Genomic DNA, 13225 nt, shown 5'->3' with positions numbered 1-13225 from the left:
CCCGCGCGGATGGGCGCAGGTCGCGCCGTGCCAAGCTTGGACGCATGCAGCCTTCCGCGCCGTCCCCCGCCCCTTCCCCCGCGCCCTCCGCCGCGCCGCGCTTCGACGAGCGGCTGACGGCGCCCCGGTCCTGGTGGCTGATCGCCGGACTGCTGGGCCTCTCGGGCGGGCTGATCATGTTCCCGCTGGGCACCGTCCCGATGCTGGGCGGTCTGATCGCGGCGGCGGTGCTGGCCGGTGCGGCGGTCTCCTCGTACGGCTCCGTCCGGATCCGGGTGGTGGCCGGTTCGCTGGTGGCGGGTGACGCGCGGATCCCCGTATCGGCGCTGGGCGCGGCCGAGGCGCTGGACGCGGAGGAGGCGCGCGCGTGGCGCACGCACAAGGCGGACCCGCGCGCGTACATGGTGATGCGCGGCTACGTTCCCCGGGCGGTGCGGATCGAGGTCGCGGACCCGGCGGACCCGACCCCGTACGTGTACCTCTCCAGCCGTGAGCCGGAGGCGCTGGTGGCGGCTCTGGACGCCGTCCGCGCGGACGTCCGGGACTGAGCGGGCGGGACCGGGCGGGCGTCGCCCCGCCGGGGCGGCGCCCGTGGACGGGCCGGGCCCGCGCCGGAGCGCGGGGTCCGGGGGGGGGACGGCCTAGAAGCCGATCTCCTTGGGGTTCTCCGGCTGCTCCAGCGGGGGCAGGTTCCGCAGGGAGTCCCAGGGGACCTGGCGGTTCCGCAGGTCCTTGCGGATGTGGGCGGCGAGCTTCTTGGTGTCGCGGCGGTTCATGACCGCGCCGACCGCCGCGCCCACCATGAAGGGCGTGAGGTTCGGCAGGTTGCGCACCATGCGCTTCATGATCTGCTGGCGCAGTTCGCGCTTGAGCTGTCCGCCGAGTGCCGCGTTGACCGTGGTGGGCTTGGTGGGGTCGATGCCCCGCTCCTCGGCCCAGGAGGTCAGATAGGCCGCCGAACGCTGGGTGAGCCGGCCGGGGGGCCGCAGCCCGTAGACCTCGTGCAGTTCGGCGATGAGCTTGAGTTCCACGGCGGCGACGCCGGTGATCTCGGCCGCGAGCTCCGCCGGCATGGCCGGGGGCACGGGGAGCATGGCGGCGGCGCCGACGCCGGCGCCGACGGTCGAGCTCGCGTTCGCCGCGCCCGTGACGAGCTTGTCGGCGAGCTCCTCCGGGCCGAGCCCGGGAAACTGCTTGCGCAGGGTCGCCAGATCGCGGACGGGGATCCGCGGGGCGAGGTCGATCAGGCGGTCGGCCAGATGTCCGATGCCCGCCTTGGCGCTGTCTCCGCCGCGCTTCACGCCCTGGCGGACGCCCTGCGCGACGCCGCGCCGGACGGCGTCGATCCGGTCGGAGTCGATCCTGATCCTGTCGAGCTGGGCGCGCGCGGGGTTGGCGAGCCGCTTGACGGCGCCGAGGCGCCCGTCCTGCCGGGTCCCGTCGTCCTCCGCCGGGTCCGAGGCGTCGTTCCGCCCCGCTCCCCGCGCCGCCGGCAGGTGTGCCGGGTCCGGCTCGGTGACCACCTCGAGCGAGGCCGGGTGGCCCCGCTCGTCGTCACGTACGCCGGGGGAGGGCGGGGAGGCGGTGCGCTCGGCCTCAGGGGCCTCCTGGGCGCCCTCCGCCGGGCCCGAGCCGCCCTTGTGCGTCCGGGGGCTCCCGGGGAGCCGTAGACGCCGCTTCCGGGACGGTGTGTCGCCTGCCACGACCGAGGGTCTCAGTCGCAGTCGCGGCAGATGGGCTGGCCGTTCTTCTCCCTGGCCAGCTGGCTGCGGTGGTGCACGAGGAAGCAGCTCATGCAGGTGAACTCGTCGGCCTGCTTGGGCAGGACCCGGACGGCCAGTTCCTCGTTCGAGAGGTCGGCGCCGGGCAGCTCCAGGCCTTCGGCGGCCTCGAACTCGTCGACGTCGACGGTCGAGGTCGACTTGTCGTTCCGGCGGGCCTTCAGTTCCTCAAGGCTGTCCGAATCGACGTCGTCGTCGGTCTTGCGTGGGGTGTCGTAGTCCGTTGCCATGTCGCTCTCCCCCTCTGGGTGGTTGCGGTGTCTCCAGCGCACGTAACGCGTGAGAGGTCGGACTTGTGCCCGACCTGAGGCGGAGATTTTGCCTCACATCAAGGTCTGTTACTCAATCGACACCCGTTCCGGTCTCTCGCGAGTGATCGGCATCGGGTGGCGAACCGGACCGTACACGGTCCAGGGGGCGCGCCTTACAGGCGCCACCCCGTGTACTTCCCGTCAATCCAGGCCCGGGAAACCCGGACTTTTCCGGGTTTTCGCGGGGATTTCCCCGTTACGGAGAGTGGATGCCCGGACACCCCCTCCTGTGATCGATCACACATGAGCGCCTCAGGAGCGGGCCTTGGGAATTCCGCGCAAAGCGAACGGAACCGGGTCGGCCCGTGCAGTGTGTCAGATCGGCAGAGTGACGCGCATCACGAGACCGCCGCCCTCGCGGGGTTCCGCGATGATACGGCCGCCGTGGGCGCGTGCCACGGACCGCGCGATCGACAGGCCGAGGCCGACGCCCTTGTCGCTGCCGGTCCGCTCCTGCCGGAGGCGCCGGAACGGCTCGAAGAGGTTGTCGATCTCGTACGCGGGGACCACGGGACCCGTGTTCGAAACGACCAGGACGGCCTGGCCGTGCTCGGTGGACGTGGTCACCTCCACCCATCCTCCCTCCGCCACGTTGTACCGGACGGCGTTCTGGAGCAGGTTCAGGGCGATCCGCTCGAGGAGGACGCCGTTGCCCTGGACGACCGCGGGCTCGCACTCGCTCCGGATCTCGACGCCCTTGGCGGCGGCCTCGGCGTGCACCTGGTCGACGCCGCGCTCGGCGACCTCGGCGAGGTCGACGGGCTTGCGCTCGATGATCTGGTTGTCGCTCCGGGCGAGCAGCAGGAGGCCCTCGACGAGCTGCTCGCTGCGTTCGTTGGTGGCGAGCAGGGTCTTGCCGAGCTGCTGGAGCTCGACGGGCGCCCCCGGATCGGAGAGGTGGACCTCCAGGAGGGTGCGGTTGATCGCGAGCGGGGTCCGCAGCTCGTGCGAGGCGTTCGCGACGAACCGCTGCTGGGCGGTGAAAGCCCGCTCCAGGCGGTCCAGCATCTCGTCGAAGGTGTCGGCGAGCTCCTTGAGCTCGTCGTCGGGGCCGTCCAGCTCGATCCGCCGGGAGAGGTCGGATCCGGCCACCTGGCGGGCGGTCCGGGTGATCCGGCCGAGCGGGGAGAGCACCCGGCCCGCCATGGCGTAGCCGAAGGCGAAGGCGATGATGCTGAGGCCGAGCAGGGCGAAGAGCGAGCGGCGCAGCAGGTCGTCCAGCGCCAGGTCGCTCTGGTGGCGGAGGCAGACGGAGACCGCGTTGTTGAACTGCTCCCCGGTGCCGGTGTTCGGCAGTTCGCACCAGGAGGTGGTGGGCTGGACCTCGCCCTTGACGATCTTGAAGGGCAGCTGGGCCGCGCTGTCGGTGAGCGCCTGCGCGGTGAACAGGTAGATGATCGACAGCAGCAGGATGCCGGCGATCAGGAACATGCCGCCGTACAGCAGGGTGAGCCGTATCCGGATGGTCGGGCGCAGCAGGGGGCGGACCGGGTCCCGGGGGTCCCAGGTCGGCTTCGGGGGTGCCTGGGGGTGGGGCGCTGACGTGGTGGGCATCGCGTCAGATCCGGTACCCGGAGCCGGGGACGGTCACGATGACCGGCGGCTCGCCGAGCTTGCGGCGCAGGGTCATGACGGTGACCCGGACGACGTTGGTGAAGGGGTCGGTGTTCTCGTCCCAGGCCTTCTCCAGGAGCTGCTCGGCCGAGACGACGGCGCCCTCGCTGCGCATGAGGACCTCCAGCACGGCGAACTCCTTCGGCGCGAGCTGGACCTCGCGGCCCTCGCGGAAGACCTCGCGGCGGTTGGGGTCGAGCTTGATGCCGGCCCGCTCCAGGACGGGCGGGAGGGGCACGCTCGTGCGGCGGCCGAGGGCGCGCACGCGCGCGGTGAGCTCGGTGAAGGCGAAGGGCTTGGGCAGGTAGTCGTCCGCGCCCAGTTCGAGGCCCTCGACGCGGTCGCTGACGTCCCCGGAGGCGGTGAGCATCAGGACGCGGGTGGGCATGCCGAGCTCGACGATCTTGCGGCAGACGTCGTCGCCGTGGACGAGGGGGAGGTCGCGGTCCAGGACGACGACGTCGTAGTCGTTCACCCCGACGCGCTCCAGGGCCGCGGCGCCGTCGTACACGACGTCGACGGCCATGGCCTCCCGGCGCAGTCCGGTGGCCACCGCATCGGCGAGCAGCTGCTCGTCCTCGACGACGAGTACGCGCACGTCGTACATCCTTCCCGTTGGAGCTGCGGCCCGGAGGCGGACCGGCTGGATTCCGCGCACTGACTGTGCGTGTCCATCCTGCCCTTTACTCGCGTAAACCGGCTGTAAGACGGCGGTGCGGGGCCCCGGGGAGGGCGGGCCGCGGGCGGGGGCGCCGGACGGCGTCCGCAGAATTCACCGGATTCACGGGTCAGTTGAGGTTTCTCTGAGGAAGGGGTTGGGGAGGACGACTGCACACCCCGTGATCACGCCCTGTATGTGGCGCGCCACCTACCGCTCTCTGTGCCCCAGAGGCCGCGGTGCGTGATCCACCCACCCTCGGCACACCCCCGTGCCACCGGACCCATGACGAGGGGGCGCACGATGGACGCTTTCACCGCAGGCCTGCTGCACCGCATCAGGACCACGCAGACGGACCTCACGCGGGCTCGTGAGACGGGCGACGACTACCTGGCGGAGGTGGAGCAGGCGGAACTCGACGACCTGCACCGGCTGGCCGCCGAGCACGGCGTGGAGGTTGCCGCGCCGAGCGTCTGACCCCGTCCGACCCGCTGCCCGACCGACCGCGACCGACCCGCCGACCGGGGCGATCGACCGATCCGACCCGTGGACGCGTGAGGGCCCCGGTGCCGTTCCCGGCACCGGGGCCCTCACGCGTCCGTCAGTCGTGCCAGGCGCCGAGCTCCTCCAGGAGTCCCTGGACGGGCTCGAAGAGGCCCGGAGGGGCCGCCAGGGCCAGTTCGCCGGACTCCGGCTCTCCCGGGCGGCCGCCGGTCAGGGCGCCCGCCTCGCGGGCGACGAGGGCGCCGGCGGCGAGGTCCCAGGGGTTGAGGCCCCGCTCGTAGTAGGCGTCCAGGCGGCCGGCGGCGACGTCGCAGAGGTCGATCGCGGCGGAGCCTCCGCGCCGGATGTCGCGGACCTGCGGGATCACGAGCCGGGCGACCTCGGCCTGGTGGGCCCGCCGGGCCTGGACGTAGCCGAAGCCGGTGCCCAGGAGGGCCTGGGCGAGCTCGGGCGCCGGGCGGACCGCGAGGCGCCGCGCCTCCGTGCCGGGGCCGCCCTCGACGAACGCGCCGCCGCCGAGGACCGCGCGATAGGTCTCGCCGCGCATCGGGGCCGCGACGACGCCGACCACGGTCTCGCCGTCCCGTTCGGCGGCGATCGAGACCGCCCAGGTGGGCAGCCCGTAGAGGTAGTTCACGGTGCCGTCGAGGGGGTCGATCACCCAGCGGACGCCGCTGGTGCCGGGACTCGACGCGCCCTCCTCGCCGAGGAAGCCGTCCTGCGGGCGGTGCTCGGAGAGGAAGCCGGTGATCAGCTTCTCGGCGGCGATGTCCATCTCGGTCACGACGTCGATGGGGCTCGTCTTGGTCTTCGCCACGGCCAGGTCGTCCGGCCGGCCGTCGCGCAGCAGCGCTCCGGCCCGCCGTGCGGCTCCCAGGGCGAGGTCGAGCAGTTCGGTGAGCAGCGGGTCGGTCACGGGGTTCCTTCGGTCGCGTCGTCGGCCGTCTCGGTCACGGGGTGCCTCAGGCGTACGGGCTGTCGGCGCCGGCCGCCGCCGGGCGCTCGGTCCGGGCCGGGCAGCAGCCGATCGGGCACAGGTCGTGGGAGGGGCCGAGGGCGCCGAGGGCGCACCGTTCGGCGCGGGTGCCCCGCTCGTGCGCGGCCCGCTCCAGGAGGAGGTCGCGGACGGCGGCGGCGAAGCGGGGGTCGGCTCCGACGGTGGCCGAGCGCCGGACGGGCAGGCCCAGTTCGGCGGCCTTGGCCGTGGCCTCGGTGTCGAGGTCGTAGAGGACCTCCATGTGGTCGGAGACGAAGCCGATGGGGACCATGACGACGGACGGCGCGCCGGCGCCGTTCAGTGTCTCCAGGTGGTCGCAGATGTCGGGCTCCAGCCACGGGATGTGGGGGGCGCCGCTGCGGGACTGGTAGACGAGCTCCCAGGGGTGGTCGTTCCCGGTGCGCTCGCGGACGGCGTCGGCGATCAGCCGCGCCACGTCGAGGTGCTGCCGGACGTAGGCGCCGCCGTCGCCGTGCTCGGTGACGGGTCCGGAGGAGGCGGCCGCGGAGTCCGGGATGGAGTGGGTGGTGAAGGCCAGGTGGGCGCCGGCGCGGACGGACGGGTCGAGCGCGTCGAGGGAGGCGAGGACGCCCTCGATCATGGGCTCGACGAAGCCGGGGTGGTTGAAGTAGTGGCGGAGCTTGTCGACCCGGGGCAGCGGGAGCCCTTCCGCCTCCAGGGCGGCGAGCGCGTCGGCGAGGTTCTCGCGGTACTGGCGGCAGCCGGAGTACGAGGCGTAGGCGCTGGTCGTGAGGACGGCGATGTGGCGGTGGCCGTCGGTGACCATCTCGCGGAGGGTGTCGGTGAGGTACGGGGCCCAGTTCCGGTTGCCCCAGTAGACGGGGATCTTCAGGTCGGCCGCGGCGAGGTCCGTCCGCAGCGCGTCGAGGAGCGCGCGGTTCTGGTCGTTGATCGGGGAGACGCCGCCGAAGAGGAAGTAGTGCCGGCCCACTTCCTTGAGCCGTTCCTTCGGGATGCCTCGGCCGCGCGTCACGTTCTCCAGGAACGGGACGACGTCGTCCGGGCCCTCGGGGCCGCCGAACGAGAGCAGCAGCAGGGCGTCGTACGGGGCGGGATCGTGCTGATCGGACATGGCACCGATCCTCCCACCCGCGCCGGACGGCGAGCGGCGCGGCCCGGCGGACGCCGCCCGACCGGGCGTGCGGCGGGTGGTGCGGGCGCGGGTGCGGCCGTCGGCCGGGCCGGTGGCCGCGGCCGGAAAAAGGGGGATGACCCATCGACTTCAACACCGTAGGCTTTAGCTATTAATTACACGTGTTGAATCGTCGCGCGGAGCCCGCTCCGAAGCACGGAGATCCGGAGAGCCCCTTGCCCAGTCCCTACCGCGCGATCTTCGCCGCGCCCGGCACCGCGAGGTTCTCCGTCGCCGGCTTCTTCGGACGGATGCCGCTGTCCATGATGGGCATCGGCATCGTGACCATGATCTCGCAGGTCACCGGGCGCTACGGGCTGGCCGGCGCCCTCTCCGCGACGCTCGCCGCGTCCGCCGCGGTCCTCGGCCCCCTGGTCTCCCGGCTCGTCGACCGGCACGGTCAGCGCCGGGTGCTCCGCCCGGTGACCCTGGTCTCGCTGGTGGCCGCCGCCGGGCTCCTCCTCTGTGTGCAGCAGCAGGCCCCCGACTGGACCCTCTTCGTCTTCACGGCCGTGATCGGCTGCGTGCCGAGCGTCGGCGCCATGACCCGGGCCCGCTGGGCGGAGATCTACCGCGGCGACGAGCGGCGTCTGCACACGGCGTACTCGTGGGAGTCGATCGTCGACGAGGTGTGCTTCATCTTCGGCCCGATCCTCTCCATCGGGCTGTCGACGACCTGGTTCCCCGAGGCCGGTCCGCTGTTCGCCGGGGTGTTCCTCACCGTCGGCGTGTTCTGGCTGACCGCGCAGCGGGCCACCGAGCCGGTCCCGCACCCCCACCGGGGCGAGAAGGGCGGTTCCGCGCTCCGCTCCCCCGGCCTCCAGGTGCTCGCCCTCGCGTTCGTGGCCACCGGCGCCATCTTCGGCTCGATCGACGTGGTCACCGTGGCCTTCGCCGAGGAGCAGGGCCACAAGGCCGCGGCCAGCCTCGTCCTGGCCGTCTACGCGCTGGGCTCCGGCCTGGCGGGCGCCGTCTTCGGACTGCTCCACCTCAGGAGCGAGCCCTCCCGCCGCTGGCTGCTGGGCATCTGCGCGATGGCCGTGAGTATGATCCCCCTCCTACTGGCCGGGAACCTTCCGTTGCTGGCCGTGGCGCTCTTTGTCGCGGGCCTGTCCATCGCACCGACGATGGTGACCACCATGGCCCTCGTCGAAGCGCACGTACCGCGCACCAAGCTGACCGAGGGCATGACCTGGACGGGTACCGGGCTCGCGATCGGCGTGGCGCTCGGCTCGTCGGCCGCCGGCTGGGTGGTCGACGCGTCGGGGGCCGAGGCGGGGTACGTGGTGCCCGTCGTCTCGGGCGCGGTCGCGGTCGCGGTGGGTCTCCTCGGACACCGCCGGCTGCGCAGGCCGGTGCCGAACCGGGAGGGGCAGCGTGAGCACGACGACAGCAGCGGGGACAGCGGAGTCGGGCAGCAGCAGGACGACGGGCAGCCCGTGGCGTAACTGGGCGGGGAACGTCACCTCCCGCCCGGTGCGGGAGGTGAGCCCGGCCTCGGCCGAGGAGCTCGCCGAGGCGGTGCGCCGGGCGGCCGGGGACGGGCTGCGGGTGAAGACCGTCGGCACCGGCCACTCCTTCACCTCGATCGCGGCCACCGACGGCGTCCTCATCCGGCCCGGACTGCTGACCGGGATCCGCCGGATCGACCGCGAGGCGATGACCGTGACGGTCGAGTCGGGCACCCCGCTCAAGCGGCTCAACGTGGCGCTGGCCCGCGAGGGCCTGTCGCTCACGAACATGGGCGACATCATGGAGCAGACCGTCGCCGGCGCCACCTCCACCGGAACGCACGGCACGGGCCGCGACTCGGCCTCGATAGCCGCGCAGATCCGCGAGCTGGAGCTGGTGACCGCGGCGGGCGAACTGCTCACCTGTTCGGAGAAGGAGAATCCGGAGGTCTTCGCCGCCGCCCGGATCGGGCTCGGCGCCCTCGGCGTGGTCACCGCCCTCACCTTCGCGGTCGAGCCGGTCTTCCTGCTCACCGCGCGGGAGGAGCCGATGACCTTCGACCGGGTCACCTCGGAGTTCGACGCGCTGCACGCGGAGAACGAGCACTTCGAGTTCTACTGGTTCCCCCACACGGACAACTGCAACACCAAGCGCAACAACCGCAGCGCGGGCCCCGCGGCCCCTCCCGGCCGGGTCAGCGGCTGGGTGGAGGACGAGCTGCTCTCCAACGGGCTCTTCCAGGTGGCGTGCTCGCTGGGCCGCGCGGTGCCGCCGGTCATCCCCTCGATCGCCAAGCTCTCCAGCAGGGCGCTGTCGGCCCGTACGTACACCGACATCCCGTACAAGGTCTTCACCTCGCCGCGCCGGGTGCGCTTCCTGGAGATGGAGTACGCGCTGCCGCGCGAGGCGGCGGTCGCCGCGCTGCGCGAGCTCAAGGCGATGGTCGAGCGCTCGCCGCTCAAGGTGAGCTTCCCGGTGGAGGTGCGGACGGCCCCGGCGGACGACATCGCCCTCTCCACGGCCTCGGGCCGGGAGACCGCGTACATCGCCGTCCACCTCTACAAGGGCACGCCCCACCGCGCGTACTTCACGGCGGTGGAGCGCATCATGACGGCGCACGGGGGGCGCCCCCACTGGGGGAAGGTGCACACCCGCGACGCCGCCTACTTCGCCGAGGCGTACCCGCGTTTCGCCGAGTTCACGGCGCTGCGCGACCGGCTCGACCCGGACCGGCTCTTCGCCAACGACTACCTGCGCCGGGTCCTGGGCGACTGACGCTCAGCCGGTCGCCGCGCCGCCCCCGTCCCCGGCGGGCGGGGTCGGCGCCGTCGGGGTCTGCGGCGTGCCCGGCGTGCCCGGCGTCCCCGTTCCCGTGGTGGGCTCCCCGGTAGGGGCGGTGGGCTCCGTCGTCGGGGCGGTGGGCGTGGGCTCGGGAGTGCCGCCGCCGGTCGACCCGGAGGGCGTCGGCTCGGGCGAGGGGGTCGCGGTGCCGCTCCCCCCTGTGTCCCGGTCGCCCGGGGACGGCACGGAGCCGGTCGAGGGGGTGTCGGAGCCTCCGTCCGGCCGACCGGTGTCGCCGGCGGACCCGGAGGGCGCGGGGGTCGGTCCCCGGTCCTCGGTCGGGGCGTCCTGCCCCGTGCCGCCGCCGCGGACGACGGAGCCGAAGGTGGTGGTCCCCTGCCTGCCGCTGAAGTCCTGGCCCGACACGAGTTCGTACGCGGTGATGCCGCCCATGGTGACGCCGAAGACGAGGGCGGCGGCGATCGCCGGGCGCTTCCAGCCGCGGACCCGGGTGCCGTGGGTGGTCGGCGCGCCGAACTCCTCGTCGAGCGGCCCGGCGTCCGGTACGGGCGCCCGGACCGTGCCCGCCGTCAGGGTGCGGTCGTCCCCCGGGCCGGGGGCGAGCGGCACCTGACGCGCCTTCGGCCTGGCCGCCACCCGCACGTCGCGGACCTGCTCGCCGGTGCGCCGGAAGAGGTGCTGGAAGAGCGGACCGCCGCAGGTGGCGATGACGCTGATCACACCGGCGCCGAGGATCGTGCCGTACACGCCGAGGGTGGAGGCGAGTTTGGCGGCGATGACCGCGGCCAGGGCGCTGCCCGAGACCTGGGCCACGCTCAGGTCGATCCTTCTCCTTCCGCCCTCCGTCTCCTCCCGCTCGTCCGTGTCGGTGTCCGGCCTGTGGCGCATCTCCAACCCCTGCTCCAGCTCTGCTGGCTCATCCGTTCGCCTTGCACCCAGAAGGGACAAATGGGCGAAGGGAATAGTTCCGTTTCGGCTCTTTCTGTGAAGAGCGACACGTACGGGGGAAGATCGCGGACACTCAACTCCCGTACGGCCCGAGAAGTTGGGCGGCGCGCCGGTCCACCCAAGTGGCCCGAATGGAGTACATTGGCGAACCCTGGGTCCGGACGCCTTCACGGGTGCCCTGGATCGAGGGGAGGGGGCCGGAGACGGCGCTCGAACCGGCGGCGCCTGGACAGGGCACGGCAACCGACTGCGCAGAGTGACCACCAGTCACTCCGGGTAGCCAACAGGTCACCGTGTCATAACGGCGTTCCAGGGTCCACGCCCGACACGCCGGGCAACTCGGCAAGGTAGTGGCAGGCTGCACCCGGGCAGGCCACACTCGACTAGCGGAAGCAGCGACGCACGTGACGTCGGCAGGCACCACCCGGGAGGTCCCCATGCCCGAACTGCGTGTCGTGGCCGTCTCCAACGACGGCACACGACTGGTGCTGAAGGCTGCTGACAGCACGGAGTACACACTTCCGATCGACGAGCGGCTCCGCGCCGCCGTGCGCAACGACCGCGCGCGCCTCGGCCAGATCGAGATCGAGGTGGAGAGCCACCTCCGCCCCCGCGACATCCAGGCCCGTATAAGGGCCGGTGCCTCCGCGGAGGAGGTCGCCCAGCTCGCCGGCATCCCCGTGGACCGCGTGCGGCGCTTCGAGGGCCCCGTGCTCGCCGAGCGCGCCTTCATGGCGGAGCGGGCCCGCAAGACGCCCGTCCGCCGGCCCGGCGAGAACAGCGGCCCCCAGCTCGGCGAGGCCGTGCAGGAGCGGCTGCTGCTGCGCGGTGCCGAGAAGGACACCGTGCAGTGGGACTCCTGGCGCCGCGACGACGGCACCTGGGAGGTGCTGCTCGTCTACCGCGTCGCCGGCGAGGTCCACACGGCCAGCTGGACCTACGACCCGCCCCGGCGGCTCGTCCAGGCCGTGGACGACGAGGCCCGCGCCCTGATCGGCGAGACGGACGACACGATCGCCGCCGCGCCCGAGCCCAGCTTCCCGTTCGTGCCGCGGATCGCCCGGCTGCCCCGGGACCGGCCGCTCGACCGCGCCCTGGACCGGCAGCTCGACCACCGCCAGCTGGAGCGGGCGTCCGCGCCCGCCGAGCAGGAGGACGAGCGGGACTCCCTCACCAGCCTCCTGGAGGCCGTGCCGAGCTTCCGCGGCGACATGGTCGTGCCCGAGCAGCCCGACTCGGAGCCCTCCGAGGAGATCGAGGCGGAGGAGCCCCCGGCGCCGGCCGCCTCGGCGGGCGCCGGCGCCGCCTACGCCGACGTGCTCATGCCGCGCGCGGTCACGGGCCACCGGGACCGGCTCACCGGCACCACCGACCGCCAGGCGGAGGCGGACGGCGTCCGCCCGGGCCGCCGCGCGGCCGTGCCGAGCTGGGACGAGATCGTCTTCGGCACCCGCAGGAAGAAGCAGGACTGACGGCCCGGGCCGTGAAGGAGGGGCCCGCGCCGGGATCGGCGCGGGCCCTTTCGCGTAGGGCGGGGCCTGCCTCGTAGGGAGGACCCTCTCGCGTACGAAGGCCCCGGAGGGATCTTCCGCGCGCGGGGGTTACCGCGGGTCGGGGCCCGTCGCCACCGGCCGGGCCGGGTCGGCGGACCACTCCGACCAGGAGCCCGCGTACAGGGCGGCCGGGATGCCCGCGATCTCCAGGGCCAGCACCTCGTGGGCACCGGAGACGCCCGAGCCGCAGTAGACCGCGACCGGCGTCCCCTCCGCGGCGCCGAGCGAGCCGAACCGGTCCCGCAGCACGTCGGCGGCGAGGAAGCGCCCCTCCCCGTCCACGTTCTCCGTCGTGGGCGCCGAGACCGCGCCCGGGATGTGCCCGCCGACCCGGTCGATCGGCTCCACGTCGCCCCGGTAGCGCTCGGCCGCCCGCGCGTCCAGGAGCAGCCCCGAGCGGGCGAAGGCCGCCGCCGCGTCGGCGTCGAGCAGCCCGAGGGCGCCCGGCTCCGGCCGGAAGTCGCCCGGCTCCGGCGCCGGCTCCTTCTCCGTCAGCTCCCCCGTCCAGGCGGCGAGACCGCCGTCCAGGACCCGGACGTCCCGGTGGCCGGCCCAGCGGAGCAGCCACCAGGCGCGGGCGGCGGCCCAGCCGAGACCGCCGTCGTAGACCACGACGGGGGTGTCCGCGGAGACCCCGGCCCGGCGCATCACGGCGCCGAAGGCCTCCGGGTCGGGCAGCGGGTGCCGGCCCCCGGCGCCGGGCGGGCCCGCGAGCTCCGCGTCCAGGTCGACGTAGACCGCGCCGGGCAGGTGCCCGGCCTCGTACGCCGGGCGCCCGGGCGGGCCGCCCAGCGTCCAGCGGACGTCCAGGAGGACCGGCGGCCTGGCCCCGGCCGACTCGCTCAGCAGTTCACTCACGGCGATGATGGGCTTCATGGGTGCCATCCTCGCGCAGCCGCTCGGCCGCGGGGAGCGGACCCGGCGTCCGCCCCGCGTCGACCCGGCGTGATCG

The 13225-nt window shown here is 73.6% G+C and carries 13 protein-coding genes; 5 read left to right on the top strand and 8 right to left on the bottom strand.

Going from position 1 to position 13225, the window contains the following annotated elements; all coding sequences use genetic code 11:
• Window positions 1-44: 44 nt before the first annotated feature.
• Window positions 45-548, top strand: a complete 504-nt coding sequence (locus tag ACF09E_RS32505) for a DUF3093 domain-containing protein (protein WP_392209411.1) — start codon at window positions 45-47, stop codon at window positions 546-548.
• A gap of 93 nt (window positions 549-641) precedes the next feature.
• On the opposite strand, the gene ACF09E_RS32500 is transcribed toward ACF09E_RS32505, so the two are convergent.
• The 4 genes from ACF09E_RS32500 to ACF09E_RS32485 form a co-directional block, all read right to left on the bottom strand.
• The gene (locus ACF09E_RS32500) at window positions 642-1703 is read right to left on the bottom strand and encodes a hypothetical protein (RefSeq protein ID WP_392209409.1); all 1062 of its coding nucleotides are present in this window, start codon (window positions 1701-1703) and stop codon (window positions 642-644) included.
• Between the two features lie 11 nt (window positions 1704-1714).
• Window positions 1715-2011: a DUF4193 domain-containing protein gene (locus ACF09E_RS32495; protein WP_003955561.1), complete on the bottom strand. Its 297-nt coding sequence runs from the start codon at window positions 2009-2011 to the stop codon at window positions 1715-1717.
• Window positions 2012-2407: 396 nt separating this feature from the next.
• Window positions 2408-3646: a sensor histidine kinase gene (locus ACF09E_RS32490; protein ID WP_392209407.1), complete on the bottom strand. Its 1239-nt coding sequence runs from the start codon at window positions 3644-3646 to the stop codon at window positions 2408-2410.
• Window positions 3647-3650: 4 nt separating this feature from the next.
• The gene (locus tag ACF09E_RS32485) at window positions 3651-4304 is read right to left on the bottom strand and encodes a response regulator transcription factor (protein WP_361851413.1); all 654 of its coding nucleotides are present in this window, start codon (window positions 4302-4304) and stop codon (window positions 3651-3653) included.
• Between the two features lie 363 nt (window positions 4305-4667).
• On the opposite strand from ACF09E_RS32485, the gene ACF09E_RS32480 reads away from it, so the two are divergent.
• On the top strand, window positions 4668-4841 hold the full coding sequence (locus tag ACF09E_RS32480) for a hypothetical protein (protein ID WP_361851416.1): 174 nt from the start codon (window positions 4668-4670) through the stop codon (window positions 4839-4841).
• Between the two features lie 124 nt (window positions 4842-4965).
• Here ACF09E_RS32480 and ACF09E_RS32475 read toward each other — a convergent pair whose 3' ends face one another.
• Together ACF09E_RS32475 and ACF09E_RS32470 are read right to left on the bottom strand one after the other, a co-directional pair.
• Window positions 4966-5784, bottom strand: coding sequence for an inositol monophosphatase family protein (locus tag ACF09E_RS32475; RefSeq protein ID WP_392209405.1), 819 nt, complete (start codon window positions 5782-5784; stop codon window positions 4966-4968).
• 46 nt (window positions 5785-5830) lie between these two features.
• Window positions 5831-6958, bottom strand: a complete 1128-nt coding sequence (locus tag ACF09E_RS32470; protein ID WP_392209404.1) for a ferrochelatase — start codon at window positions 6956-6958, stop codon at window positions 5831-5833.
• A gap of 236 nt (window positions 6959-7194) precedes the next feature.
• Here ACF09E_RS32470 and ACF09E_RS32465 point away from each other — a divergent pair, with 236 nt between their 5' ends.
• Both ACF09E_RS32465 and ACF09E_RS32460 read left to right on the top strand, forming a co-directional pair.
• Entirely contained in the window at window positions 7195-8466 is a 1272-nt protein-coding gene (locus ACF09E_RS32465; protein ID WP_392209402.1) for an MFS transporter, read from the top strand.
• Window positions 8396-9745 carry a D-arabinono-1,4-lactone oxidase gene (locus tag ACF09E_RS32460; protein ID WP_392209400.1) on the top strand — a complete coding sequence of 450 codons (1350 nt, stop codon included), beginning with the start codon at window positions 8396-8398 and terminating at the stop codon, window positions 9743-9745. Before ACF09E_RS32465 ends, ACF09E_RS32460 begins: the two co-directional genes overlap by 71 nt.
• 3 nt (window positions 9746-9748) lie before the next feature.
• Here ACF09E_RS32460 and ACF09E_RS32455 read toward each other — a convergent pair whose 3' ends face one another.
• Complete coding sequence (locus tag ACF09E_RS32455) at window positions 9749-10660, bottom strand: hypothetical protein (RefSeq protein WP_392209398.1); 912 nt, start codon at window positions 10658-10660, stop codon at window positions 9749-9751.
• Window positions 10661-11124: 464 nt separating this feature from the next.
• Here ACF09E_RS32455 and sepH point away from each other — a divergent pair, with 464 nt between their 5' ends.
• Entirely contained in the window at window positions 11125-12192 is a 1068-nt protein-coding gene (gene sepH / locus ACF09E_RS32450; protein WP_361851431.1) for a septation protein SepH, read from the top strand.
• 129 nt (window positions 12193-12321) lie between these two features.
• Here sepH and ACF09E_RS32445 read toward each other — a convergent pair whose 3' ends face one another.
• The gene (locus tag ACF09E_RS32445; protein WP_392209396.1) at window positions 12322-13149 is read right to left on the bottom strand and encodes a sulfurtransferase; all 828 of its coding nucleotides are present in this window, start codon (window positions 13147-13149) and stop codon (window positions 12322-12324) included.
• Between the last annotated feature and the right edge of the window lie 76 nt (window positions 13150-13225).

Source organism: Streptomyces sp. NPDC014891, assembly GCF_043081085.1.
Classification (GTDB): Bacteria; Actinomycetota; Actinomycetes; order Streptomycetales; family Streptomycetaceae; genus Streptomyces.
This window is presented reverse-complemented; position numbering and strand designations above follow the sequence as displayed.

Bases quoted from the DNA above. Each gene is read 5' to 3' on its own strand.
- ACF09E_RS32505 (WP_392209411.1), top strand. From the start codon at position 45: ATGCAGCCTTCCGCGCCGTCCCCCGCCCCTTCCCCCGCGCCCTCCGCC.
- ACF09E_RS32495 (WP_003955561.1), bottom strand. From the start codon at position 2,011: ATGGCAACGGACTACGACACCCCACGCAAGACCGACGACGACGTCGAT.
- ACF09E_RS32490 (WP_392209407.1), bottom strand. From the start codon at position 3,646: ATGCCCACCACGTCAGCGCCCCACCCCCAGGCACCCCCGAAGCCGACC.
- ACF09E_RS32480 (WP_361851416.1), top strand. From the start codon at position 4,668: ATGGACGCTTTCACCGCAGGCCTGCTGCACCGCATCAGGACCACGCAG.
- ACF09E_RS32470 (WP_392209404.1), bottom strand. From the start codon at position 6,958: ATGTCCGATCAGCACGATCCCGCCCCGTACGACGCCCTGCTGCTGCTC.
- ACF09E_RS32455 (WP_392209398.1), bottom strand. From the start codon at position 10,660: ATGCGCCACAGGCCGGACACCGACACGGACGAGCGGGAGGAGACGGAG.
- ACF09E_RS32445 (WP_392209396.1), bottom strand. From the start codon at position 13,149: ATGAAGCCCATCATCGCCGTGAGTGAACTGCTGAGCGAGTCGGCCGGG.